Annotated in this window: 23 protein-coding genes; 19 read left to right on the top strand and 4 right to left on the bottom strand. The window is 55.4% G+C overall.

The features are described 5' to 3' along the window. Window positions 1-94 precede the first annotated feature (94 nt). Complete coding sequence (relB, locus tag HMPREF1992_RS09290) at window positions 95-319, top strand: type II toxin-antitoxin system RelB family antitoxin (protein ID WP_037359426.1); 225 nt, start codon at window positions 95-97, stop codon at window positions 317-319. Next, window positions 312-578, top strand: coding sequence for a type II toxin-antitoxin system RelE/ParE family toxin (locus HMPREF1992_RS09285; protein WP_021685639.1), 267 nt, complete (start codon window positions 312-314; stop codon window positions 576-578). Before relB ends, HMPREF1992_RS09285 begins: the two co-directional genes overlap by 8 nt. 49 nt (window positions 579-627) lie before the next feature. Here the strand turns inward: HMPREF1992_RS09285 and HMPREF1992_RS09280 are convergent, their stop codons facing one another. Together HMPREF1992_RS09280 and HMPREF1992_RS09275 are read right to left on the bottom strand one after the other, a co-directional pair. Continuing rightward, window positions 628-1,020, bottom strand: coding sequence for a hypothetical protein (locus HMPREF1992_RS09280; protein WP_021685638.1), 393 nt, complete (start codon window positions 1,018-1,020; stop codon window positions 628-630). A gap of 22 nt (window positions 1,021-1,042) precedes the next feature. Further along, entirely contained in the window at window positions 1,043-1,273 is a 231-nt protein-coding gene (locus HMPREF1992_RS09275; RefSeq protein ID WP_021685637.1) for a hypothetical protein, read from the bottom strand. A 136-nt stretch (window positions 1,274-1,409) separates the two neighbouring features. On the opposite strand from HMPREF1992_RS09275, the gene HMPREF1992_RS09270 reads away from it, so the two are divergent. The 7 genes from HMPREF1992_RS09270 (at window position 1,410) to HMPREF1992_RS09240 (ending at window position 8,910) form a co-directional block, all read left to right on the top strand. Then, window positions 1,410-2,213: a DUF134 domain-containing protein gene (locus HMPREF1992_RS09270; protein WP_021685636.1), complete on the top strand. Its 804-nt coding sequence runs from the start codon at window positions 1,410-1,412 to the stop codon at window positions 2,211-2,213. A gap of 361 nt (window positions 2,214-2,574) precedes the next feature. Continuing rightward, complete coding sequence (locus HMPREF1992_RS09265; RefSeq protein ID WP_037359423.1) at window positions 2,575-3,075, top strand: flavodoxin family protein; 501 nt, start codon at window positions 2,575-2,577, stop codon at window positions 3,073-3,075. Continuing rightward, window positions 3,072-4,730, top strand: coding sequence for a heme anaerobic degradation radical SAM methyltransferase ChuW/HutW (hutW, locus tag HMPREF1992_RS09260; protein ID WP_021685634.1), 1,659 nt, complete (start codon window positions 3,072-3,074; stop codon window positions 4,728-4,730). Before HMPREF1992_RS09265 ends, hutW begins: the two co-directional genes overlap by 4 nt. A gap of 209 nt (window positions 4,731-4,939) precedes the next feature. Further along, a complete protein-coding gene (locus tag HMPREF1992_RS09255; protein WP_231366982.1) occupies window positions 4,940-7,063 on the top strand; it encodes a TonB-dependent receptor in 2,124 nt (707 codons plus the stop codon). A gap of 15 nt (window positions 7,064-7,078) precedes the next feature. Beyond that, window positions 7,079-7,696, top strand: coding sequence for a MotA/TolQ/ExbB proton channel family protein (locus tag HMPREF1992_RS09250; RefSeq protein ID WP_021685632.1), 618 nt, complete (start codon window positions 7,079-7,081; stop codon window positions 7,694-7,696). After that, window positions 7,686-8,093: a biopolymer transporter ExbD gene (locus HMPREF1992_RS09245; protein WP_037359419.1), complete on the top strand. Its 408-nt coding sequence runs from the start codon at window positions 7,686-7,688 to the stop codon at window positions 8,091-8,093. Before HMPREF1992_RS09250 ends, HMPREF1992_RS09245 begins: the two co-directional genes overlap by 11 nt. 4 nt (window positions 8,094-8,097) lie before the next feature. Continuing rightward, on the top strand, window positions 8,098-8,910 hold the full coding sequence (locus HMPREF1992_RS09240; protein ID WP_021685630.1) for an energy transducer TonB: 813 nt from the start codon (window positions 8,098-8,100) through the stop codon (window positions 8,908-8,910). A 40-nt stretch (window positions 8,911-8,950) separates the two neighbouring features. On the opposite strand, the gene HMPREF1992_RS09235 is transcribed toward HMPREF1992_RS09240, so the two are convergent. Further along, the gene (locus tag HMPREF1992_RS09235) at window positions 8,951-10,057 is read right to left on the bottom strand and encodes an A/G-specific adenine glycosylase (RefSeq protein ID WP_021685629.1); all 1,107 of its coding nucleotides are present in this window, start codon (window positions 10,055-10,057) and stop codon (window positions 8,951-8,953) included. 131 nt (window positions 10,058-10,188) lie between these two features. Between HMPREF1992_RS09235 and serS the strand changes: the two genes are divergently transcribed. From serS to HMPREF1992_RS09200, 7 genes are all read left to right on the top strand, one after another. Beyond that, the gene (serS, locus tag HMPREF1992_RS09230; protein WP_021685628.1) at window positions 10,189-11,460 is read left to right on the top strand and encodes a serine--tRNA ligase; all 1,272 of its coding nucleotides are present in this window, start codon (window positions 10,189-10,191) and stop codon (window positions 11,458-11,460) included. Further along, entirely contained in the window at window positions 11,457-12,011 is a 555-nt protein-coding gene (locus HMPREF1992_RS09225) for a UbiX family flavin prenyltransferase (RefSeq protein ID WP_021685627.1), read from the top strand. Before serS ends, HMPREF1992_RS09225 begins: the two co-directional genes overlap by 4 nt. A 5-nt stretch (window positions 12,012-12,016) precedes the next feature. Next, window positions 12,017-12,649, top strand: a complete 633-nt coding sequence (locus HMPREF1992_RS09220) for an acyloxyacyl hydrolase (protein ID WP_021685626.1) — start codon at window positions 12,017-12,019, stop codon at window positions 12,647-12,649. A gap of 9 nt (window positions 12,650-12,658) precedes the next feature. Then, a complete protein-coding gene (gene rnhA / locus HMPREF1992_RS09215; RefSeq protein WP_021685625.1) occupies window positions 12,659-13,333 on the top strand; it encodes a ribonuclease HI in 675 nt (224 codons plus the stop codon). A gap of 152 nt (window positions 13,334-13,485) precedes the next feature. Continuing rightward, window positions 13,486-14,253 carry an ABC transporter permease gene (locus HMPREF1992_RS09210; protein WP_037359415.1) on the top strand — a complete coding sequence of 256 codons (768 nt, stop codon included), beginning with the start codon at window positions 13,486-13,488 and terminating at the stop codon, window positions 14,251-14,253. A gap of 9 nt (window positions 14,254-14,262) precedes the next feature. Continuing rightward, entirely contained in the window at window positions 14,263-15,009 is a 747-nt protein-coding gene (locus tag HMPREF1992_RS09205; protein WP_021685623.1) for an ABC transporter ATP-binding protein, read from the top strand. Next, window positions 15,006-16,286, top strand: a complete 1,281-nt coding sequence (locus tag HMPREF1992_RS09200) for an MlaD family protein (protein WP_021685622.1) — start codon at window positions 15,006-15,008, stop codon at window positions 16,284-16,286. The genes HMPREF1992_RS09205 and HMPREF1992_RS09200 overlap by 4 nt, the downstream gene beginning before the upstream one ends. Before the next feature lie 127 nt (window positions 16,287-16,413). On the opposite strand, the gene HMPREF1992_RS09195 is transcribed toward HMPREF1992_RS09200, so the two are convergent. Further along, window positions 16,414-17,190 (bottom strand): enoyl-CoA hydratase/isomerase family protein, encoded by a 777-nt coding sequence (locus HMPREF1992_RS09195; protein ID WP_021685621.1) that lies wholly within the window; start codon window positions 17,188-17,190, stop codon window positions 16,414-16,416. A 443-nt stretch (window positions 17,191-17,633) separates the two neighbouring features. Between HMPREF1992_RS09195 and HMPREF1992_RS09190 the strand changes: the two genes are divergently transcribed. The 3 genes from HMPREF1992_RS09190 (at window position 17,634) to HMPREF1992_RS09180 (ending at window position 25,728) form a co-directional block, all read left to right on the top strand. After that, the gene (locus tag HMPREF1992_RS09190; RefSeq protein ID WP_037359412.1) at window positions 17,634-19,661 is read left to right on the top strand and encodes a flagellar hook-basal body complex protein; all 2,028 of its coding nucleotides are present in this window, start codon (window positions 17,634-17,636) and stop codon (window positions 19,659-19,661) included. A gap of 189 nt (window positions 19,662-19,850) precedes the next feature. Next, window positions 19,851-21,386 carry a TolC family protein gene (locus HMPREF1992_RS09185; RefSeq protein ID WP_037359410.1) on the top strand — a complete coding sequence of 512 codons (1,536 nt, stop codon included), beginning with the start codon at window positions 19,851-19,853 and terminating at the stop codon, window positions 21,384-21,386. 10 nt (window positions 21,387-21,396) lie between these two features. Continuing rightward, window positions 21,397-25,728: a translocation/assembly module TamB domain-containing protein gene (locus HMPREF1992_RS09180; protein ID WP_021685617.1), complete on the top strand. Its 4,332-nt coding sequence runs from the start codon at window positions 21,397-21,399 to the stop codon at window positions 25,726-25,728. Window positions 25,729-25,733 lie beyond the last annotated feature (5 nt).

The following is a 25,733-nucleotide window of genomic DNA, read 5'->3' as shown; positions in this document are numbered from 1 at the left end:
CTAATAGTATTATCGGGGAGGAGCGTTCATCTTAAATAGAATTTGACAAAGAAAATTTAGTGTAGTACATTGTAATCAAAAAGGAGGGATGACAATGAGTTTTTCGATCCGACTGACAGACACGGAGAAGGCGCTAGCAGAGAGCTATGCGAAGCTGCACGCGATCTCCCTCGGTGAGGCATTCAAGCAGGCGCTCTTTGAAAAGATCGAGGATGAGTACGATATCGCGCTTGCCGAGGAGGCGTATGCGGAGTATCTAAAAGATGGTAAGCAGGCGAAGCCGATTGAGGAGTTGTGGAAGGAACTAGATCTTGAATAAGTACGAAGTACAGACAACTGCCTCGTTTGATCGGGATTTTAAGAAGCTGGATCGTTATACACAGCGTATCCTTCGTGGCTGGATTACGAAAAATCTTATCCACTGTGAGAATCCGCGTGCATTTGGCAAGGCACTCACGGCGAACCGAAAGGGGCAGTGGCGTTACCGCATCGGCGACTATCGCCTGATCTGTGCCATCGAGGACGATCGTCTTGTCATCCTTGCACTTGCCATCGGGCATCGGAGGGAAATATACTGACATCATGAGGAGCGACGGTATGTGTTATACATTCGTACCGTCGCTCGCCTCAGCTGAAATGGTCGTCGTCATACCCCTCGTTCCAGTCGTCCCAATCGTCATAGAGATTCTCTGCGGGCGGCAGATCATCCTCATCCTCGTATCGATCTTCCATAGGATAGTCCCATGTATCGTCTGGATATTCGTCTGTTGGGGGAGACTTCTCTGTATGTCCATCCCCGTCCGTGTGAGGGAACATACCTGCGGCACTGACATCGGGGATGATGAGACCGAAAACCTTTGCCGCGATGTATGTGCCGAACATAGCGATCAGCAGCTTTTTCCACCATGCGAGCGGCTTTGGTGGAGGGGCTGTTTTTGTATTTGGATTATGATTCGTCATTGGATGTACATATCCTGCCACAATAAAGAGTGGGTCTGCTTGGAAGATGATATCCTCCAAGCAGACCCACTCTGTCGCTCAATTACCGTCCACGATAGCAGCCGCAGCCGCCGCGTCTCTGATTTGCGCACGCATCGCGTGATGTCTGTGCGCAGTCGCCGTCGTAGCAGTAACCTGCATTGCCGCCATAGCAGTACGCCGTGTTCTGACGCTGCGGCAGTTCGCATACCCCGCCTTCGCAGCCATAGGCGAGTACCTGTGCGCCTGTGGCGAGGATGAGTCCCGCAAAGAGCCCTGCAATCATCTTTTTCATAACCATTTCCTCCCAAAATACAATAAACTTTCACCTTTATTCTATCATACCTTGTCAAGCACAAGAAAAACATAATTGACATATGCTGAAAACTTTGCTAAGATTATAACTGTCATATGAAAGAAAAGGAGGAGCTATGCCGCGACCAAAGAGATGCCGACGCATCGGCGCTTATCCGGATTTTTGGAGTTTTGCGCCGGAGGATGCGGAAGAGGAGACGGAGGAGTCCGTTGTCCTCCAGCTGGATGAGCTCGAGACGATCCGTCAGATCGACTATGGGCGGCAGACGCAGGAGGAATGTGCCGCCGCGATGGGCGTGTCCCGTGCGACGGTGACGAGCATCTACGAGGCGGCGCGCTACAAGCTCGCGGAGGCAATCATCTGCGGGAAGCGCATTCGCATTGCAGGCGGCGCATATCGGATCGAACATCCGATAGTCCTCGGGATTCAGGATAAAGGAGAGCATACAATGAGAATCGCAGTACCTTATGAAAATGAGAAGATTGAGCAGCATTTCGGCAGAGCAAAACAGTTCAAGTTCTATGATGTCGAGGACGGCACGGTGCAGTCCTCGGAAGTTGTGGACACGGTCGGTGAGGGGCATGGCGCACTTGCGAGCTTCCTCCACAACGCGAAAGCGGATGTTGTGATCTGTGGCGGCATCGGCGCGGGTGCACGGACGGCACTTGCAGAGGCGGGCATTACGCTCGTATCCGGCGTGAAGGGCAGCGCGGATGCGGTCGTGCAGCAGCATCTCGCGGGAACGCTTGAGAGAAGTGCGGATGAGGGCAAGTGCACACACCGCCACCAACATCAGCACGGCAAGGATCATGCACACGGGCATGGCTGCGGTCATGAGGGGCATGAAGGTCACGGCTGTGGACACGGACATCATGAGCACGGGGAGCACTGCGGTCATCACGGACACGGCGCACACTGAGCTTACACAATGGAAAGCACCGCTTCGGCGGTGTTTTTTGTTGGAATAAATATAGTTAGAAGTTATATATAGAATAGAATAGTGAATAATATTTCAATAAAATATAAAAATAAAGCAGAATTGATTTCTGAAGAAAATATGAATGACTATATTCTCAATAGCTTGATATAATTGAGAATATAATTGAGAACGAGTATGTATGCCTATAATATTCCTATATAAGAATGTAAACGTGAATTTGATTCATAATTATTTTTTATGATTTTCACAAAAAACTCTTGATTTTTTGGAAGACCTGTTATATTATATACATGAATCAAACAATGAAGATATTCATATTGATATACAGGAGTGTGTATTTATGAAAAATAATATTGCTGTGATCTACTCCTCGCGTACGGGGAATACGAAGAAGGTCGCGGAACACCTGGCGGAGGCACTCGACGCATCCTGCCACAGTGTCAAGGACACGTCGGCAGTGCCAGAGAGTGCAACGCTCTGTGTTGGTACATGGATCGACCGTGGAACGGCGGATGCTGCGGCGAAGAAGTACATTGAGAGCCTGCGCGGGCGGCGCGTGTTCATCTATGGCACGCTTGGCGCAGAGCCGGACTCGGAGCACTGCGCGAAGTGCATCGAAAATATCCGTACACTGTTCGATGCGTCGAATGAGATCCTGGGCGCGATCCTCGTGCAGGGCGCGATCGACCCGATGCTCATCGAGATGTTCAAGAGTATGCCGAAGGACAATGTGCATGCGTTCACTGAGGAGAATGCGGTGCGCTATGCGGCGGCAGCAAGTCACCCGGATGAAAACGATTTCGCGCAGGTCATTGCGGCGGCAAAGGAGGCACTCTCATGAATACATTTGAGACAAAACTCGCTGCGCTCTCGGAGGAGGCACGCGGCTGGCTGCTTGGTACAAAGTCTACGAACCCGCTCGGTTGTGCCTTTACGAAAAAGCGCGTCGTGCATCCCGGCGCAGGCGGCAAGCGCATGATCGGGGACAAGGCGGAGCAGGCGAGCATCTGGGCGGATCTGATGGCGCAGACGCCCGATCCGGCGGATGAGCGTGCCGTCTACATTCACATCCCATTCTGCGACAAGAAATGCAGCTACTGCGGCTTTTTCCAGAATTTCACGCGCGAGGAGGCGGCGCATCACTACGTCGATGTGCTCATTCAGGAGATCGAGGCGGCTGCGGATACGCCATACGTGACGGGCGCACCCTTTCAGGCGGTATTCTTTGGCGGCGGTACGCCGACAGCTCTGAGTGACGCCGATCTTGTGCGGCTTGTGCGTACGGTACGTGAGCGGCTGCCGCTCACGAGCGATTGCGAGATCACGCTCGAGGGTCGCATCCATGACCTCTCGGAGAGCAAGGTCGAGGCTGCGATGAATGCGGGCATCAACCGCTTCTCCCTCGGCGTACAGTCCTTTGACACGCGCGTCCGTCAGGCAATCGGACGCATCGATGATCGCGAGACCGTCATCGAGACGCTGCGCCGCATGGTGGAGAAGCAGGGCGCCGTTGTCATTGCCGACCTCATCTATGGGCTGCCCTATCAGTCGATGGAGGTCTGGGAGAACGACGTGCGCACGCAGTTCGAGATCGGTATTGCGGGCGGCGATCTCTATCAGCTCAACGTGTTCCCGTCGAGTGAGCTGGCACGCCGCATCGAGTCGGGCGACCTGCCCATGCTCCCGACGACGGAGGAGCAGTCCGAGTATTTCAAACGCGGACTCGAAATCGTCGCGGAGAATCCGATGGCGAGCCGCATCGACACGACGCATTGGACGACCGATCACCGTGAGCGCAGCATGTACAACACACTTGCCAAACGCGGCAACGACGTCCTCGCCTTCGGTTCGGGTGCAGGCGGGTTCATCGGAGAGGTGATGTGGCGCAACCACGGCGGGCTTGCACCGTATGAGAAGATGGTCGAGGAGGGGGCAAAGCCCTTCCAGTTCATGGGTGAGCAGGCGGACGGACACCGTATGCACAGTGAGATCGGTGACCAGATCGAGCACGGTTACCTCTATGCACCGTTCTTCAAGAAGAAATACGGCGTTGATCTCGCTGCGGAAATGGAACCGCTCCTCGCCGCATGGGCGGAGAACGGACTCATTACGCGCACGGCGACGGGCTTCCGTCTGACGCTCGCGGGTGAGTTCTGGCACGACAACCTCATCCAGGGCTTCCTCGAGGCGTATGCGCTCACGCAGGAGGACGAGGTGAAACTCCGCAAGGAGAACGTCGCCCTGCAGGATATGATTCCGAAGTCTGTGCGCTCCATGCTCGAGGCGATGTTCCCCGACGGGATGCCGGAGCAGATGGCAGCGGCGCTCGCGGGCAAGCCTTCGCCGGAGATGGAGAGCCACCCGCACATGCAGATGCTGAAGGATCTCATCGCAAAAGAACGTGAGAAGGAGCGGGCTGCTGCCGAGGCAAATGCTGCGCCCGATCTCAATACCGTCATGCGCACACAGTCGCGTGACCTTGGAAAAGCTGTGTAATATATAATAAAAAGAAACAAAAAGCTAAAATAGGAGTTGTGTTTTCGTAAAGCAGACGAAAAATTACACTCCTATTTTAGTTTTCTTTTTATTTTAAGATGTTGACAATGAGAATCCATATTGATAAGATAACTCTTAATGTTTTGCGACTTGTTTGTTAAAGAACATGAGCGCCATATTTGTTTGTGTCAAGAGAAATGGAGTATGTGATGAAACGACGCAAGATCTCGAAGAGTCAGTATTTTTATCTGCGTTTGCTTGTGTGTGGCACCCTGATCATTGGGGGCGGAGCGAGCGTCTCTCTTGCGGCAGAGAAACAAGACGATCAGACGGCGAAAAGTGTACAGGAAGCCGCATCTTCCACGGCGCCGATCAAGCTCTCTGATTCCTACGTCCGTCCCGACTATGTAGAGATCGAGAAGCTGCGCGATACAAAGCAGGTGATCGTCATCACGAAACGCGCCATTGAGGAGAAGGGATACAAGACCATCTCCGACGTGCTCAAGGATCAGCCGAGCATCAGTGTCGGCGCATCGTTCTGGGGAGAGATCGACATTCGCGGACAGGGAGCCGGTCAGGCACACCGCAATATACAGGTACTGATCGATGGTGCGCCGATGACGACGATGGTGACGCATCCCCTGCCGAACAACTATGACTATGTGCCGGTGGAGCAGGTCGAGAAGATCGAGATCATCCCGGGCGGCGGCTCTGTCATCTACGGCAGCGGCGCGGCGGGCGGCATCATCAACATCACGACGAATCTGCGCAGCATGAACAAACCGCAGCGGACACTGACCACGGAATGGAACTCGGACGGGTATCGATTGGGATTCAACTATGGAGATAAGGTGGGGCAGAAACTTACCTTGCAGGGCGGCTATAATAAGCTGGAGCGTGATCTCTACTTCGTGAACACCTTCCGCAACAGCGACTATCTCTTTGCGGGACTGCGCTACGATGCGGATGCGGATCACTCTGTGGCGTTCCGGTTCAGTCATTTGGAAGAAGAAAGTCGGTTTGTACAAAATATTTCACGCCGTACGGTGGAACGCTACGGCAGGAATGCACGCCCCTCCGACGGCAAATACAACGATGGTGATCGTGCGCTCAATACCTATAACCTCACCTATAACCAGAATCTTGGCAGCAAGTGGAAGTTCAGCGGTGATTTCTTCTATACAGATGGAGACTATAAGAACTCAAAAATCATCGATGGGCGTATGAACCATGATTCCTACGGTACACGGATGAAGTTCGACTATGCCTATGGTAAGAAAAACTCCCTGCTCATCGGTGTAGACTGGGTGAATCAGTCCTCCCATCTGAACTATATCTCCGGCAGAAAGCCAATGTCCTTTAATTACGAGAAAGAGACGAGAGCACTCTATCTGCTGAACCAGATGAAGAACGGGAAATTTACCTTTACGCAAGGTGTTCGCCGCGAGGATCTGATCTATGGATTTGACAAGCAGGGCGGAACGTTGAGGCGGCCAATCGGCGGCAAGGATACGTCGCACCGATGGAATACAGCGGCCGAACTCTCACTCGGTTATCAATACGGTACAATTGGACGTGTATTTGCCCGCTGGGAACGCGGATTTACCAGCCCCGATGGGCTGCAGATTGCGGATGAAGTATATGCGGATGCATCCAGCAAGGTTTATCGGGGCACTTCTGCCACGGAGGAGCGATATAATCTCTACGAGATTGGCATGAGAGATAAGATTGGTGCGACGGCGGTAAATCTGACGCTGTTTATGTCTGCAACGGACAACGAGTTAAATCGTCCGTATTTTATTGGCGCTTATGGACCGGAGTACAAGACGTTTAATATGTTCAATGTCAAGCGCCGCGGTGTAGAGCTGACGCTGCAGCAGAGACTCGGCAAGCTTGATCTCACCGAGGGATATACCTATCTGCACGGTCGTCGGACGTATACTGCGCAGGGGCGTGCCGTCCTGGATGAGTATGGCGAGGATGCAATCGACTTCACAAGCAGCGGACTCGTGTCTGTGCCGAAGCACAAGGCGATCATTCAAGCGAACTATGCGTTTGATAAGAAGTGGAGTGTCGGTGCGAAGTATACATACTTTGGCTCATACAACAATTTTGTCAAAGAGTCCAAGCGCCATGACGAAGGGAGCATCATTGCGTCCTATGGCCTTCTGGATCTAAACTTTAAGTTCAAGCAAAATGACAATCTTGAGTGGTACGGCGGTGTTACCAATGTCCTTAACAAAACCTACTATGAGTACGCCAGTGAAGGCATGTGGACACTGACCCCCGGCTTCCCACGCACATACTTCGTTGGCGCACGGTACAGCTTCTAAGGAAGGCGGGGAACAATGGAGATTTTTGAACTGCTCGCTAAGGGCGGGCTTGCGATGATTCCAATCGGGCTTGCTTCGTTGATCAGTGTGATGATTGCACTCGAGCGCTTCTCGTATTATCGGGGACAGGCGGCAAAGTCTGCGGATTTCAGTGGCGAGGTCAATGCGGCACTTGCTGCTGAGAACTATGATCGTGTCTCTGAGATATGCAGGAATTCAGGTTGCGCGGCGGGGGAGGTTCTGCTTGCGGCACTTGCAGAACGTGCGCACACGAATGTGCGTCAGGAGGAAGTTGTACAGGCATCGGCAAAGAAAAAGGCACTCGAACTGCGTCGCTACCTTGAGTATTTGAGCGTGATTGTGACAATGGCGCCGCTCCTCGGCCTTCTCGGTACGGTCATCGGCATGATCGGCTCATTCAGTGTGCTGTCCGTTGCTGAGGGCGAGCCGTTTGCCATCACGGGCGGCGTCGGAGAGGCACTTGTCGCGACGGCGAGCGGCCTTCTCGTGGCGATCCTTGCACTCAGTCTTCACGCCTATCTCTCACATCGGGCGAATGGTATCATTGCAGACGTGGAATACACTGCGACGATGTATCTGGCGCATGTTGGGGGTGAGCGCCGTGAAGCTTGATCTTCTGCCGCCGGAGGAACGTCCGCAGCTGATGATCATTCCAATGATCGACATCATTTTCTTTCTGCTTGTCTTCTTCATGATGAGCATGCTCTCGATGGTCGTACAGAAGAGTATGCCGCTTACGCTCCCACAGGCGGAGAGCGCAAAGGTCAGCATGACGCGCAACATCCCTGTCACGATTACAGCGGACGGTGGCATCTACTACGAGCGCGACCTCATGAGCCTGCGCGATCTCACGGCACGCCTCACGGAGGACGTGGCGCACGGTGAGGACATCTCCGTCATTCTGCGTGGAGATGCGGCGGCCTCCTATGGGACGGTCGTGCAGGTCATGGATGTGGTGAAACGCCTCGGAATCGAAAAGGTCTATATCGCGACCGATACACCGGGGTGATGCCATGCGGACACATTCGTGGAAAATCTATGGGGGTCTCTCACTCGCCGTCCATGCAGCTGTTGTAGGGCTCTTGCTCCTGCTTGGGTTGGACTGGCTCGTATCGCCACCCATTCCGACAACCCCGCTTCAAGTGGGGTTCCTATCTGAGACTCAAGTTGCGGCGGCGGTGCAGGGGGCAGCAAATGAGGGCAGTGCGGGCGGTGCCCCTGCTGCGTCGGAGGAACGGAGGGAAGACCGTACAGAAAGTGCGTCGACACCATCGTTGCTCCCGAGCATCAAGGCGGCTGCAGCGCCAACGGCACAGGAGATGGATCGTGTTGTTCCTCCTGCGGAAAATGCACTCGCACCCGCAATGGATGATGCCGCGCCAAGCGACACGAAGAGGAGCGATACAGCCGCCGCTGCAGGTACGGGAGCTGCGGCTGGCGGTGGAGATGGCGTATCGTCTGGTGCGGGAGGGGGCGGAATGGGAACAGCGGCAGGACTCGGGGATGGATTCTCTGATAACGGTGACGGCTCGTATACTGCTTCCTCTGCCGCTGGAATCTCCTACCGCATTCTGCGCGATGCGGAGGCATACTATCCGGAGGAGGCGCGTTCTTTGGGCTACTCTGCGACCGTATCCGTGACGGGGCGCGTCCTCGTCGGGACGGACGGCGGCATTGAGTCCGTCCGTATCCTCACCGATGCACCGAACCTCGGCTTCCGACAGGCGGCAGAGGAGGCATTCTGGCGTATGCGCTTTGCACCTATTGTCTATCAGGGGTATCCCATCAAACTCTGGTTTGAAAAGACGCTGATCTTTCAGCCGTAATATCTGCAATGAAAAATCCCCGCCAACGTGCGGGGATTTTTCATTGCGGCGTAAAGTAGCCGAATGCGGCGGGGATGCTGTATCGTTCAGCGAGTTCTTCGCGGCGTACCCAGAGAAGGGGGGGCTGTGCGCTCTCGATTTCCTCTGCTGCCATCAGCGGTGGCTCGTTCGTGTCGGCGACCGTGACTGCCCAGCCCGTCAGTTCCCATTCGATATGGGAAAAGATATGGAGCGCAGGGGGCAGCGGCACGATGTCACGCACATTGAAACCCTCTGCCGTGAGATGGGCGCAAACAGCGCGTCGCGACAGCTTGCCGTCTACATTCGGATATTCCCAAAGAGCTGCGAGGAGCCCCTTCGCGGGCCTTTTTCGTATGGCGATATGTTCACCGCAGGAGAGGAGGAGGACGGTGCGCTTCTCTTTGCGTCGAGGCTTGAGCGCGGTCTTGATGGGATAGTCCTGCTCCGTGCCGCGATCGTGTGCGAGGCAGAGGCGTGCGGCGGGACAGGTGTGGCAGAGCGGCGCGCCGTTTGGCAGACAGATAGTCGCACCGAGATCCATGAATGCCTCGTTGAGAAGCCCTGCGTCGCGTCCGCTCGAATAGGAGGGGGCAAGTGCCGCCTCGAGTGCGCGCTTTGATGCGTCCTTTGCGATGTCAATGGGATTTGCCGTGACGCGTGCGGCGACACGCAGGAAGTTGCCGTCGACGGCGGGGCGCGGCTGCCCGTAGGCAAACGATGCGATCGCGCTCGCGGTATAGCGTCCAATGCCGGGGAGGGTCAGCAGTGCGTCGAAGTCGTTTGGCAGCTGTCCTTCGTGTTCGCGAACGATGATTTCTGCTGCACGCTTGAGGTTGCGGGCGCGGCTGTAGTAGCCGAGTCCCTGCCACAGTTTCATCAGTGCGTCGTCGTCCACATCTGCGAGATCGCGAACACTTGGCAGTGCATCGAGAAAGCGCAGATAGTAGCCGCGCACAACGGCAGCGCGGGTCTGTTGGAGCATGATCTCCGAGATCCAGACGTGATAGGGCGTCGGCTCGTCGCGCCACGGCAGATCACGCGTATCAGGCGCGGATTTGCGCCATGCGAGCAGTGCTTCGCAGAGGGCGGGAAAGACGGCGTCCCCCGCCCACGGTAATATTTTCATTAAAGTGCTCTCCTTTTCCCATAGATTCTACTATGACTATGTGAAATGCGGATGAAGAAGCGGGCTTTTCTTTACAAACAGAGGTCTTTGTACTATGATATCAGATAACAATCTATAATGGAGTGATTTGAATGTTGGATATGAAATTTGTGCGCGAGAATCTGTCTCAGGTGCAGGAGATGCTGAAGAACCGCTGCAACGCACTCGATCTCTCGTCGTTCACGGAACTTGAGGAGCGCCGCCGCGTAATTCTTCAGGATGTGGAGGAGAAGAAAGCCCGCCGCAACGCCGTCTCGAAGGAGGTAGGCATGCGCAAGAAGGCGGGCGAGAGTGCGGACGATGTCGTTGCGGAGATGCGCGCACTCGGCGATGAGATCGCGGCACTCGATGAGGATCTGCGCGATGTGGAGCTGAAGCTGCGTGACCTGCTCCTGCAGATCCCGAACATGCCAAAGGCGGATGTTCCCATCGGTGCGGATGAGTCGGAAAATCCTGAGGTGCGCCGCTGGGGTACGCCGCGTACGTTTGACTTCGAGCCGCAGGCGCATTGGGACATTGGTGAAAAGCTTGGCGTGCTCGATGCGGAGCGTGCGGCCAAGGTCACGGGCGCGCGCTTTACCTTCTATAAAGGACTTGGCGCACGGCTTGAACGAGCGTGCATTAACTTCATGATGGATCTCCACGCGGAGAAGCACGGCTACACGGAGATGCTAGCACCGTATATTGTAAACGAGTCGAGCATGGTCGGGACAGGTCAGCTGCCGAAGTTCGCGGCGGATATGTTCAAGCTCGAGGGGCTGGACTACTACCTCGTGCCAACGGCGGAGGTGCCGACGACAAACTACCACCGCGACGAAATTCTGGATGCGGAGCAGCTGCCGGAGTACTTCACATCCTATACAGCATGCTTCCGTGCGGAGGCAGGCAGTGCGGGACGTGACACGCGCGGACTGATCCGTCAGCACCAGTTCAACAAGGTGGAGCTGATCAAATTTGTCGCGCCCGAGGCGAGCTGGGACGAACTCGAGACGATGGTGGAGGCCGCGGAAGACGTGCTGAAAACGCTCGAACTGCCGTATCGTGTGATCCAGCTCTGCACGGGTGACATGAGCTTTACCTCAGCTAAGACATACGATCTCGAGGTCTGGATGCCGGCGCAGAACAAATATCGTGAGATCTCGTCCTGCTCGAACTGTACGGACTATCAGGCGCGCCGTGCAAACATCAAGTATCGCCCCGAGCGCGGGGCAAAGCCTGCCTTCCTCCATACGCTGAACGGCTCGGGGGTTGCCGTCGGTCGTACGGTGGCAGCGATCCTTGAGAACAATCAGCAGGCGGACGGCTCTGTTGTCGTGCCGAAGGCTCTTGTACCATACATGGGCGGCGTCACGGTCATCCGATGAAAAAGCTGATTGTCGGCATCACGGGTGCGAGCGGCAGCGTGTACGCTGTCCGCCTGATCGATGTGCTGCGTGAGCAGGGCATCGAAGTTCATGCCGTTATCACAGATAGTGGACGCCGCGTTTTAGAATACGAATGCGGCATCACGGAGGAGGACCTTGCGCGGCGTGTGGATCGTCTCTATCCGAACGACGACGTGGGCGCGGCAATTGCGAGCGGCTCGTTCCGCATGGATGCGATGGTCATTCTGCCCTGCTCGATGAAGACGGCGGGCGCGGTCGCACACGGCGTGACGGACGACCTCCTCACGCGAGCAGCGGACGTGACGCTCAAGGAGGGACGACGACTCCTCCTCGTGCCAAGGGAAACACCGATGCACGAGATTCATCTCGAGAACCTCCTGCGGCTCGCGCGTGCCGGTGCGATCGTCATGCCTGCCGCACCGGGCTTTTACCACAGACCTGAGACCTTGGACGATCTCGTCAACATGATGGTGGGAAAGATACTTGACCGCCTCGGCATTGAGGCGGAGCTTTTTACACGTTGGAGGTGACGGATATGTCATTCAAAAAAGCACAAATTGCTGCCTTGGCATTCTTCGGGGCAATTTCCCTGCCCGCTGTGACAGGGGCAGATCCCGCACATACAGAAACGGCAGATACGAACACGATGGAGATGCACATGGGCGACTCCTCTGCACAGGACAAGAAGGCGGAGATCCAGGTCGACGCTCTAAAGCAGCGTGGGGAGCGCCGTCACATCGACCTCTATAATCTGCACGTTTTTCGCCAGTACAAAGAGATGCACGGCATGACGCTTCATTGGGGGCTGACTGTCTCACGCCCGGTTGGATCGTGGGCGGAGAAGGATCGGCCGAATGTCGAACTTGACTCGTCGGCGGTCGGTGCTGGACCTGCGTACATGGTGCGCTGGACGCATCCGCTCGGGAAAAAATGGGAGGCATCCTTTGACTTTACGGGGGCAGTTCTCGTCTACAATCGCGTGCATCCTGCACATACAAGAAACTATGGATTCCTTTGGCGTGTCGGGCCGCGTCTGACCTACAACTTTAACGATCGAAACGCGCTCAGTGTTGCCTACCTCGGACACCACGTCTCGAACGGACAGCGGACGAAGAACCCCGGATATAACGGCGTTGGGCTGTCGATTGGCTATCGGTACTCGTACTAAAGGTGTATTGTGGCAAAGAAATATTACGCCGTGAAGCGCGGGCGCAAAACGGGCTTGTTTACCGTGTGGGCAGAGTGTGCTGCGCAGGTGCAGGGCTTTCAGGGCGCTGTCTATAAGGGCTTTATGACGGAGGCGGAGGCACGTGACTGGCTGGATGGCTCGTCCGCACCGTATTCCGCAAAGAGTGGTACGCCGGTGAAAAAAAAATCTGCACCGAAGGTCGAAGAACCTGTCGATGCGGACTATATCATCCACACGGACGGCTCGTGCCTCAGAAATCCTGGAGGTGCGGGCGGATGGGCTGCCGTCATCGAGAATAGCGCGACGGGAGAGGTTGCAGAGCACAGCGGCGGCGATCCTGAGACGACGAACAACCGCATGGAGCTGACAGCGGCGCTCATGGCAGTCACATCCGTACCCGAAGGCGCACGCATTGCCCTCTATACGGACAGCCAGTATTTGAAGAATGCATTCACGAAGTTCTGGCTGCCCGCATGGAAGAAGCGTGGCTGGAAGAAGGCGGACGGAGAGCCCGTGCTCAATCAGGATCTCTGGATGAAAATCGACGCAGCATTTGCCGTGCGGCGCATTCAGTTCTACTGGGTCAAGGGGCATGCGGGCAATCCGCGCAACGAACGCTGTGATGAACTTGCGCGAAGTGAGGCGGAGAAATATATCCGTTGATTTGGGAGCGCCCCTATCGGCGCTCCGCGCCGCTTCCCCCGCAGCGACGGGGAAGTTAATATGTCGTTCTCCAAGTACTCCCCCATATGACGGGGGAGGGTGACCGCTTGCGGTGGTGGGCCACATACAACATCTGCGAAAGGAGGGAATCGATGCAGCGCATCTTCGAGGTGGTGGGACGCTTTGTCCTAACTCATCTTGCGAACATCGGGCGCATCACCCTCCTCTATGGAGAGACGGCGCGCCAAGTCACACAGCGCCTTCGTGTGCGCAGCATCATCTACCAGATGGCGCATCTCGGCGTAGATTCTCTCCTTATCGTTGGACTCACACTTCTTTTCACAGGAATTGTTCTGACTCTCCAGATCGCTCATGAGTTCATCCGCTACGGTGCGCAGAGCACCATCGGCGCGGTCATCGCCATCGGCATCGGACGTGAGCTTGGTCCCGTCCTTGTCGGTGTCGTCTGCGCGGGGCGCGTGGGTGCGGCGATCACGGCGGAGGTCTCTACGATGAAGGTCACGGAGCAGATCGATGCTCTGCGCGTCATGGCGGTCAGTCCCGTGAACTACCTCATCGTGCCGCGTATGCTCGCGTGCATGGTCGTCGTGCCGATCCTCACCGTATTCGGTGATGTCATCGGAGTTCTCGGGGGGTATCTCACCGCAGTTCACTACTCCGGCATTTCGCCCTACACATTCACACACTCCATCACACAGTTCGCGGAGATCTACGACATGACGGGCGGACTCATTAAGGCGATCTTTTTCGGCAACGTGATCGCCGTCCTCGGCTGTCACTACGGCCTGAACGCTCCGAACGGCGCGGAGGGCGTCGGCAAGGCGACTATGCAGACCGTCGTTGTCTCCATCATTGTCATCTTCATCCTGAACGCCGTCTTGACGTTTTTCCTCTTCTAGGAGTGCGCTATGATACGACTGAACAATGTCCGCAAGCGTTTTGGAGACAAAGAGGCGCTGAAGGACATCAGCCTGACAATCGAGAAGGGGGAGACCATCGCCATCATCGGCGGCTCAGGGTCGGGTAAGTCTACTCTGCTGCGCCTGATGATCGGGCTGGATCGTCCAACTTCGGGTGAGATCTACATCGGCGGGGAAAACATCGCCGTTCTGAGTGAGGACGCGCTCGATCGTGTTCGGCTGCGTATGGGCATGGTATTCCAATACTCAGCGCTCTTTGACTCGATGAGCGTGGGTGAGAATGTCTCATTCGGCTTGCGCGAGCATACGGATAAGAGTGAGGCGGAGATACGGTGCATCGTGGAGGAGAAACTAGAGCTTGTAGGTCTGCCAGGTGTCGAGAAACTTATGCCGCAGGAACTCTCGGGCGGCATGAAAAAGCGCGTGGGTTTGGCACGTGCCATTGTGACGGATCCGGAGATCATTTTCTACGATGAGCCAAGCTCGGGGCTTGACCCTATCATGACAGCAAAGATTGACGAACTGATCATCGATATGCAGCGCAAGCTTGATGTGACCTCCGTCGTCGTCACGCACGACATGGCGAGTGCGAGCCGCATCGCCGACCGCATCGCTATGATCTATGACGGGGCACTCATTGCCGTGGATACGGTCGAGCGTTTTCAGGATATAAAAGATGAGCGTGTACAGGCGTTTTTCCGTACGCTCCATCATCGAAGGGAGGCAGAGGCATGAGTGCAGAGGCAAAGGTCGGGGCGTTTACGCTGGGGGGAGCAGCGCTCCTCGTTGCAATCGTCATGTTCTTCGGCGGGCTGCGTCTTGGCGGAGGACAGGACTACATGCTCTATGCCGGCTTCGGACGCGCCGTTGGGCTGAACCCCGAGGCGCAGGTACTCCTCTCGGGTGTTCCTGTCGGCCAGGTGGAGGAGATTGCAAGCGACGGCCTCGGCGTCACCGTCTCAATGCGTATCCAGGATGGGGTGAAGATCCCGCGCGGTTCATCTGTTACCATCGGGCAGCCCGGCATCATGGGCGATAAATTTATTATCATCACGCCGTCCTCGCATATGGATTTTTACGCAAACGGCGAGTATCTCTACGGTGAGGACGAGATGGGCATGGACACGATGTTCACCGAGCTGAACAAGATGATCATCCAGGTTGAGGCAATGCTCACCTCCATCAACAACATCGTTGGTGCGCCCGGTTTCCAGACCTCGATGGTCCAGCTCGTCGTCAACATGGAGCAGATGACGGCGCATCTCGACGGGTTGACGGCGACACTCGAGCAGATGGCGAATGAGAATCGCGGCAATCTGCACACCATGCTTGCAAACATGAACACAATGTCGGCGAATCTTGCACAGACCACGGCAAGCGTCGAACGCATCATGTCAAATCTTGAGACCGTTGGCGCAGATCCGCAGACAGCGGAAAATATCAGGAAGACTCTCGCGAACATCACGGAATCCTCCGAGCGCATTCTGCGCATCGCCGAGGGCATCGAAGCGGTCGCGGGCGACAAGCAGACGCAGGAGGATGCGCGTGCGCTCATCCACAATGCACGCACGATGTCGGACAAGGCGGGCGGCCTGATGGGACGCCTGCAGAACGTCAAGGTCACGCCGAAGGTGGATGCGATATACAGCGGCAAGATGGACGATTGGCGGACGAATTTCAACCTCGATGTTGGTGAAAAAAAGGGGATGTATGCGACATTCGGTGTTGACGACATCGGCGGCGGGGACAAGTTCAACGCGCAGGTCGGCACGCGCGGCACATCGTTTGGCGCGCGCGCGGGCGTCGTTGCGGGTGTGGCGGGTATCGGTGTCGATGCCTACGCAGGTGAGAAGTTCAAATTCTCCGCCGATGCCTATGATCCGAACGACGTCACCCTCCGTCTGCGTGCGCAGTACCAGGTGAAGGGCGGCACCTACCTCTTCGGCGAGTGGAACGACGTGAACGACTCGAAGCACCGCGCGTTCTATACCGGCGTGCGTCAGGAGTTTTGATTTTAGAAACAAAACACCGTCTGTCTCAAAAGGACAGACGGTGTTTGTGTTGGGAGATACTGTATCCCCTGTGACGCGTACATTATGCATCCACTGGGGAGCGTATCAAGTCGAGCGGCAATGCTGTTTAATTAGACTGATTGAACGTTGGCTTGCGTCCTTCGAGGAACGCTGTCACCGCCTCGCGGTGGTCAGCGGATGCGCCTGCCTTTGCGAGATTCTCCGACTCGAGGCGGCTGTAGGACATGTAGTCACGGTAGAAAATTTCGTAGTAGAGTCGTTTCTGCATGGCAAGTGCACCGAGAGGACGATGCAGGAGCTTGCCTGCAAATACGAGCGTTTCTTCCTCTAGCTTGCCTTCGGGAGCGAGACGTGTCGCCAGCCCCAGATGCAGAGCCTCCTCGCCGTAGATCGGTGCGCTGAGTGCCATCAGCTCGATCGTCTTGGCGAGTCCGACAATTTGATGGAGGTTGTAGATACAGCCTGTGTCGCCGGGGAGTGCGACATTCGAGAACGCCGTGAGGAGACAGCTCTCCTCCGTCATGATGCGGAAATCTGCACCGAGTGCAATGCCGCAGCCCGCACCTGCTGCTGCACCATTCACCATCGCGATCACAGGTTTCGAGCACTTGCGCAGGGCGAGCGATGCTTGTCCCGTCAGGATGGAGAGATCATAGCTGATGAAGTCGAACGACGCCATCTCCTTGATATCGCCGCCGGCAGAGAAATTCTTTCCTGCGCCCGTGACGATGATGACCTTGACTGCATCATCCGCATCACAGTGTTCAACTGTGCTGATGAGATCGCGGAACATCTGGGCATTCAGCGCATTGTTCGATGCCTGTCGATCGATCGTGATTGTTGCAATGCCGTCCTGCACAGCTAATTTGATGTTTTCGTACATAGGGCTCCTCCTCTGTTGGATGATTTGCAACCAACATCATGCTGCAATTTTCCGAAAAATCATACCCGTTGTTATCGTATCGTATTTCGCATACAGATGCAAGTATTTTATGGAATGCCAGAGTTCTCCTGCAATATATTTACAAAAAAAATATCATCGTAAAACATATCTATAAATCATTTAAGTAAATATAAAAAGATGACGATATAGTCTTTATAAAATGTCTTGTGCAAAACTATCATAAAAGCGAAGGGTGAAAATATGGGGATACATCCTGCTGTACAAGAGGGCGCCGAGCAGGGAAGCGCACGCGTCGGCAGGGGACACGGAACGTCTCTACCCATGGATGTTTCTTGTGCTCAGCGTGGAAGCTGACCGAGAAACACCGTGATAACATCAACTGTGATGCGATTTTGTAGAAATTTTAAGGGAGAGATGCAGAAATGATGCGTTCAATGTTCTCGGGTGTTTCCGGCCTCAAGGGCCATCAGACCCGAATGGATGTTATCGGCAACAACATTGCGAACGTCAATACGACGGGCTTTAAGGCGAGCCGCGTTACGTTCGCGGATATGATCTCGCAGAACCTATCGGGGGCATCCTCGCCGACGGGGAATATCGGCGGCGTGAATCCGAAGCAGGTTGGCCTTGGTATGAGCGTTGCGAGCACTGACCTCATTTATACAAACGGTTCTGTCCAGCAGACGGGAAAGAACACGGATGTTGCCATCTCGCGCGGCGACGGGCTCTTTGTTGTGAAGCGCGGCAATCAGCAGTTCTACACGCGCAATGGTGCGTTCTCGTTTGATGCTGAGGGCAATCTGACGATCCCCAGCACAGGTCTCTATGTGCAGGGATATATGGCAAATAATGGCCGTATTTCGATTGCGGGCGACAGCACGACAAACATTAAGATTCCTGCGGGCAAGTCCATGGAAGCGACAATGACCGCAACGGCTTCCTATACGAAGAATCTCAATGCAACCACGCCTGGTTACGAGGTGGCAAATGTTCTCGTAAAATATGCAGATGGAACCTCCGCGACGGTGTCCAGTTACTCTGCTACGGAGAAGGGCCGCTATACACTGACGATGAGCACGGGCGAGCGTATTAAGCTCAACCAGCCGACGGATACCGTACAGACGGTCGGCTCTGCACCAACAGGAACTCTTTATGTATCCAAGATGACAAGCGTTACGGCTGCAGGGGCGGGAACGGTTTCCCTTGATCTGGCAATTGACCCAACCAATGCGTCGAGCCCACGGGCCATTACTGGTACAATCACCGGCGTTAACCGCGATTCCGGGTCTTATTCGGTGGGCGGGACATTTGCCCTGACAGGTACGATAACGGCGGCTGCTACGAACTCCCCTACCGCAGGAATTACGACACTGACCCTCTCCAACACAGAACCTCCTGGAATTACGCAGGTTGAGGTTCCCAATCCGACGACATTTACGTATGCGGTTAATGATACCTACCGGGGAATGTTAAAGATCGAGAAAGTTCAGGCCAATGCAGGCGCAATTGTGGCTACCGCAGATGGCAACAGCATCAAGACGAAGGCGGCGGTGGCCCCTGCATTTGATGCGTCGAACCCGAACTTTACCTGTGTTGCCGCAACTCATGTAGACGGCACGATTCAGGCGACTTCTCGTGCAACGGAGTATACGCATAACAATAAGTTTGTCTCGGATGTTACGCTTAACACACGGAGTGGCACCTCACTGGCGGGTCTCGTTGCGAAGAATTATACGTCGGGCGATACCTTCTATCCCTCAGTGACGACGCAGATTACGGTGTATGATTCGCTTGGTGCTGCACATCAAGTGCCTATTGTCTATACCAAGTCAGCAAACAACAAGTGGACGATTTCACTGGGCAGTGGTGGTGATGGATACACAATCCAGGAGGCTGACGGGACGACGACAACAGTCAGCCTCACAAAGACTGATCTCAAGTTTGACACCTCCGGTGCATATCTCAGCGGAGAGGCATCCTTGAATCTCACCTACCAGAACGGGGCGGCTCCCCAGCAGGTCAGTATGAACCTTGCGGCGATTACGCAGTACTCGGGTACGTCGACGATTGCAGCATCCTCCGACGGCAATGCAGCTGGCTCACTCGCGAGTGTTGATATTGACAGCACGGGTGTCATTACGGGCACATACACGAACGGCGTTCGTCAGAAGGAAGCTCAGATCGCGATGGCGCAGTTCAATAACCCGTCCGGTCTCACGAAGATGGGCGGCAACCTCTATCAGGAGTCGAACAACTCTGGTACGCGTACGATCAGTGGTGCGTCTGACATCGGCACAGAGCTCACTACCTCGGCACTTGAGATGTCCAACGTAGACATCGCCGACCAGTTCTCCGACATGATCATCACGCAGCGCGGTTTCCAGTCGAACTCGAAGATTATCACGGTCTCAGATGAGATGCTGGAAACACTCATCAATATGAAACGATAAACCTTTTGCTTCACAGAGCCGTCATCCATCTTGGATGGCGGTTTTTTTCGCCTAGCTAACAATAAATTTATTTGAAAAAAAGGGGCGAAGCTGATACAATTAGAGCATCTGTCTATACGATTTCTTGGTGTTGACTGTGTTTGGAGCAGCCCGCCGTTCGGGTGTATCCTGTTAACGGACGAGGAGGAAATAGTTTTGAAAATTAGGGAACGTTTTGCCAAACGATTGCTGCGGGGACTTGCCCTGACTGCTTCTGTTGGGCTTTTTACGGGTACAGTCTCGGCGGAGACGATGCAGGTGGATCTTTCGCGTTCCGTACAGATGGCACTTGAGAACAACCGCACGATCAAGCAGTCGCTGACGGATGTGGATGCAGCGCATGCTTCCCTCGCACAGGCGAACCGCTCGATGGGACCGACGCTGACATGGACGGCGACGGCGAACCGCATCGGCGGTGAGGCGTATGCGCAGGCACGCATGACGGGAAAAAAGTACGACTATAACTACGGCAATACGGGCACGATCTCGATGCCTGTCTATAATGCTGCGCTGAATGCGCAGCGGAAAGCAGCGCGTTACGGGCTGAGTGCGGCGGACCTTGTGCTCGAGCAGACGAAGCAGGCGATCCGCCTAACGGCAACGGTGGATTATTTTAACATTCTGCAGGCGCACAATCTGGTGAAGGTGCGCGAGGATACGGTAGCGACACTGCAGGCCCATCTCGCGGATGTGAATGCGCAGTTCCGCGTTGGCACGGTAGCACGTGCCGATGTGCTTGCCTCGGAGGTGGAGCTTGCGAATGCACAGCAGAATCTGACGACAGCGAAGAACAACTATGAAGTCGCTGTGGCGACGCTGAACAATGTGATCGGCGTGCCGACGGATACGACGCTCACAATCAACGATGAACTGCGCTATACGAACTATGAACTCTCGCTCGAGGACTGCACGAACTATGGGCTGCTTTACCGCGCAGACGGCGCGGCGGCAGTCTATGCCGTGAAGAGGGCAGAGGAGGGCGTGCGTACGGCAAAGGCGGGGTATCATCCGACGGTGAACGCAGCAGCGACGCGATCGATTGCGGGCGAGCGGCCATTCAAGGATGACCACACGAGCAGCAATCAGTGGGCGGCAGGGATCAGCGCGTCGTGGAATATCTTTGACAACGGTGTGACAGCGGCGCAGGTGGATGCGGCAAAGGCGACGCTCCGCAAGGCGGAGGAGGCACTCGCAGCGACGGATGAGCAGATCCGCCTCGATGTCCATACGGCGTATCTGAATCTGCGCGCGGCTGAGCAGAATATCAAGACGACGGAAACAGCAGTAAAGCAGGCGGAAGAGGACTATAACATCGCTCGTGTCCGCTACAATGCGGGTGTGGGGACGAATCTTGAGGTCATGCGCGCGTCGGACAATCTGACGATCGCACGCATGAATTACTCGACCGCTCTCTACAGTTACAATACGAGCAAGGCGCGCCTTGACAATGCGATGGGAGTGCCTGTCGATCTCGATGCGGTACGCTATCGTGCGGCCGAGGCAGAGGGCAAACGTCCTCCCGCCGTGCGCACGGAGGCACGTCTGCACGATGATGCACTCTTTGAGACACCAAAGAGGGCCGAGGTGCGCCCCGTCCCTGCGCATGTGTCTATGGATGCCGCAGCGGCTGCAGCAGCGCGTGTGAAGGCGGCAAATGCTGCCTATGAGGCGGAGATGAGCAAATAAGAGGTTTTCTATGAGACGGAAAGCGTATGTCGGGGCGCTGGTGCTGGCAGTGGCCCTCATCTGCGCAGCAGGTCTCATCCACATTGTGCGCGCCCAGTCGTTTATGGCTGAGGCCGGGCGGATGGCGGAGAGCCTCCTGGCGCAGAAGCTGGGGACGGCTGTGCACATCGGTGCAGTGGAGATCCGTTCTCTGCATGAGCTGAAACTGGATGATGTTGTGATTTATGATAAGCAGGCGGAGCCTGTCCTCCGTGCTGATGAGGCACGGGTGACACTTCGTCTGCTTTCGTTGCTTTCAGCGCCGGAAACCTCGATTGACGAAATACTGCTTACGGGCGCACATATAGAGGTCGTACAGCGTGCGGACGGCACGTGGAACTACGACGATCTTGGCGCGAACGACACGGAACCGAGCTCGTTCGAAGGCCGAATCCGCACGAAGGATGCGACAGCAACCGTCACTGCGGATGGCCGCACCTATGAATTGGACGGGATTACAGGCACGGTAGAGATCGACCGCAGCGACATTTCCTATGATCTCGTGGGCGCACTCACAGGAGTTCCTCTCCATGTGCGCGGCAACTATGTCGGAGGCTCGCAGGAACTCTATCTGATATCAGACGATGCCGATCTGACGCCCTTGTTGAATTTTTTCCCTGCGGGAACGCTGCCTGGCGATCTGCACATTCATGATATCCATGCGGATCATGTGGGAATGCAGCTGCGGCGCGTGGACGGCATCATGACACTTGAGGGGCGTGTTGACGGTGCCAATGGCGCGGCAGAGCTCTATGGTACAGAGCTGCATCTGGCAAGCACGGCGATTACATTTAATGAGCGCGCTCTCTTTGTGGCTGCGACTGCAGAGGCAATGGGTGAGATCGCTCGTGTGGACGGGACGATCCGTCTCGATACGGATGCCCCCTATCTCGACCTCCGTGTGCGCGCGGAGGATTTTGCCATTGATCGAATTCTCACGAACAGCCCCTATGAAGGCGCTGTGACAGCAGATCTTCATGTGACAGGAACCGTTGCATCCCCTTCGGTGAGGGGACGAATGACAGCGGCAGAGGGGAGGGCGTATGATACCTCCTTCCGCGCGGCAGAGGCAGATGTCTCCTATGCGGATGGTGTTCTTTCCTTCGAAAACTTGACGGCGGAGTTTTTTGGCGGCAAGCTCTCAGGCGCGGGGCTCTTTGATACCGCAGACCGTAGTTACACGGCACATCTCACGGCAGATAATATTGCACTCGCACAGCTGCGTGCGGCTGATCTGTCTCTCCCGGATGGTGTGGAGGGGCATCTGCATGCAGACCTTGGGATCAGCGGGCAGGGAACGGAACGCTCCGCACTTGCTGTCTATGGAAGTGCGGAGGTTTTGGACGGCAGCTACCGCAATATTCCGATTGAGCGCGCGAGTGCATCCTTTATGATGTGTGGAAGCGATATCACGATCGATTTCCTGAGCCTAAACCTTGCAAATGATACAGACCTCGGGGTCGAGGGGCGGATCATCGGCGGTTCCAGCCTCGATCTGCGTTTCTATGGCGGAAATGCGGATCTCTCTCTGTTGAACGATCTAGACGATCGGCTGCATTTCTCCGGAATTTCGGATTTCAGCGGAGAGATACATGGAGACATCCGTGATCCTTACGTAGAGATGCGCGTCTCTGCGATGAACGGCGACCTCATGTATCAGCCATTTGACAGCCTCCTTTTCCGTGCTGACGGTTCGCTTTCCGGCATTGGCATCTATGACTTCTCGATGGAGCGCGGTGGTCGTGAGGTCTGGCTCGTCAACGGGAAGATTGGCTTTACGGGCGAGCGCCGCCTCGACATCCAGATTGATACGATGGGTGCACGCATGGAGGATGTGGCCGCGCTCGTTGCGCCCGATCAGCCGATTACAGGCAATATTGACAACATCATCAAGTTCACGGGAACGCTCGATAACCCCCATGCAGTCGGTTATGTTCATTTCTATCGCGGCAGCTATGCCGGAGCGGTGCTCTCAGGTATGGACGGTGACTACTTCCTCGATAACGGGATCATCCGTGTGCAGGTATTTCACATCTATTCGCCGATGGTGGATATGGTGCTGAATGGTACGATCAATACGCAGGGACTGCTCGATTTCGATGCCGAGGTGCGTGATCTCGACATGAAACGATTTGAACACAAACTTCCCTATGAAGTCTCGGGACACGGTGTGTTCAACGGAAAAGTCGGGGGTACTATTTCCCATCCGATTTTCCGCGGAGAGCTGAAGGCAGATGCGATCACGATGAACAGCGTGGAACTGACGGAGATTCGCAGCTTTGCTCACTATGAAAATGGGATCATCGAACTGGATGATACGGGATTCCGTCAGGGAACAGAGGGCTCGGTAAGGGCACGTCTGCGCTACGATATAGATACGCAGACGATCGGCGGGATGATGGATATCGGGCAAATGGATGTCGGGGCGCTGCTTGCGCTTGCAAATCAGAAGGAAGAGCGCCTCACGGGAACGATCACGAGCAAAGTGCAGCTTGGCGGAACTCTTGACAATCCGTCGATTGTGCTCATGGGTGAGATTGGAGAAGGCACACTTGCGTCCTACCCCATCCGTCATCTCATGCTTGATATCGGCCTCGAGAACCATGTCCTGCGCTTGCGCAGACTTTCGGGTGAGCAGGGGGCGGGGGCGTTCTCTGTAACGGGAACCGCCGACTTCAATGGGCTGGTGAATGTCGATATTGCGGCCTCGGATATTGCGCTCGGCATATTCACTCGCTTTGCCGGTGTGGAGGAAGAGGTGACGGGAACGGCGACGCTGACGTCACATATCGGCGGCAGTACGCAGAACCCGGAGGCCGACCTCCATTTTGCGGCAAAGGGCGGCGGGATGCGGGGCAACTCGTTCGATGAGCTGCTCGGTGCGGCACAGCTGCGCAACTCGGTCATTGATCTGAAGCAGCTCATGGTGACGAAGTACATCGACGGCATTGCCTATACGGCGAGTGCCCATGGCAAGCTGCCTCTGCGTGCTCTCACGGCCGACCGCGATGAAAATATCAACGCTTACGACGAGATCGATCTGACAATCGCGCTTGACAATGCCGATCTCTCCCTCCTGCCCGTTTTCTCCAAGCATGTGGAGTGGGCGCTCGGGCCTACGGAGGGCAGCTTGAAGCTGCACGGAACGCTCGCTGCACCGCGTCTGGATGGATCTGTGCGCGTCACAGACGGTGCACTGAAAATCAAATATCTCGAGAATCCCATCACGAATATGGATATCCAGGTTGATGCGCTCGGCGATGCGCTTGTTGTACGTTCCTGCACGGGGCGTATGGGAGACGGCAGCTATATGATGACGGGACGCATGGACCTGAGAGGCATGGAGCCAACGGGGTATGACTTTGCACTCGTCATGAATGCGCTTGCCATCAAAACATCGTTCTTCGATGGCCCTTTGAGCGGCTCTCTGCGCCTGACAGAGGATGAATACTGGGGCGAGCGTCTGCCGAAACTCTCTGGCAGCATCGAGCTGGATCGAGCACTCATCTCGATCCCATCAATCCCGGATACGGATGATGCATTGCCGCATTTCATCCTCGATGTCGATCTCAATGTCAATCGTCATGTCCATTTCTTCAGCCCAAATTTCTACGATATTCATCCGTCCGGCCATGTTCATTTCGGCGGGACGACGCATCATCCGCGGACAACGGGGATGATTGGCGTACGGCGAGGAGATACGGTCAGCTATCTCAGAACAGTCTTCAAGATCCGTGAAGGGACGGCGACGTTCAACCAGCCGGAGTCGTTCCTGCCGGAGATTTCATTCTACGCTGAGGCGCGTCTTGTGCGGACCCGCGTTTACCTCTCCGCGCATGGCCCCCTCGATCATATGGATTTCCGTCTTGGCTCGAGTCCTGAGATGTCGGAGGAGGAGATCATCCGCATGCTTACGCTGCGCAGCGCCTACCAGAATGGCGAGGGCGGCATTACGGCAGCAGATATCCTCTCCATCGGCCTGCAGATGAGCATCCTGTCCGAAGTGGAGGACTCTGTGAAGAACTTCCTCCATCTGGACGTGTTTCGCCTTTCAAGCGGGAGCGGAGCGCTCTTTGAAACGCGGGATGATGAGGCGGTTCGGAAGAACGAGAATGAATACAATCTGGAGATCGGCAAGTATTTTGGGGATCGTATACTTGTACGCTATGTGCAGGGGCTTGGCGGCGCGTCGGATAAGCGTCGCTATGGCATACAATATGATTTCAACGAACGATTCGGCATCTCATATGATCGTGAGGGTTCGAATCAACTCATCAGTGTTGAGGCCAGGATACGTTTCTAAAGGAG

Origin of the sequence: Selenomonas sp. oral taxon 892 str. F0426 (assembly GCF_000468035.1) — a bacterium.
Classification (GTDB): domain Bacteria; phylum Bacillota; class Negativicutes; order Selenomonadales; family Selenomonadaceae; genus Centipeda.
Note: the sequence above shows the minus strand (reverse complement) of the source record. Positions and strands in the feature narration are given on the sequence as shown.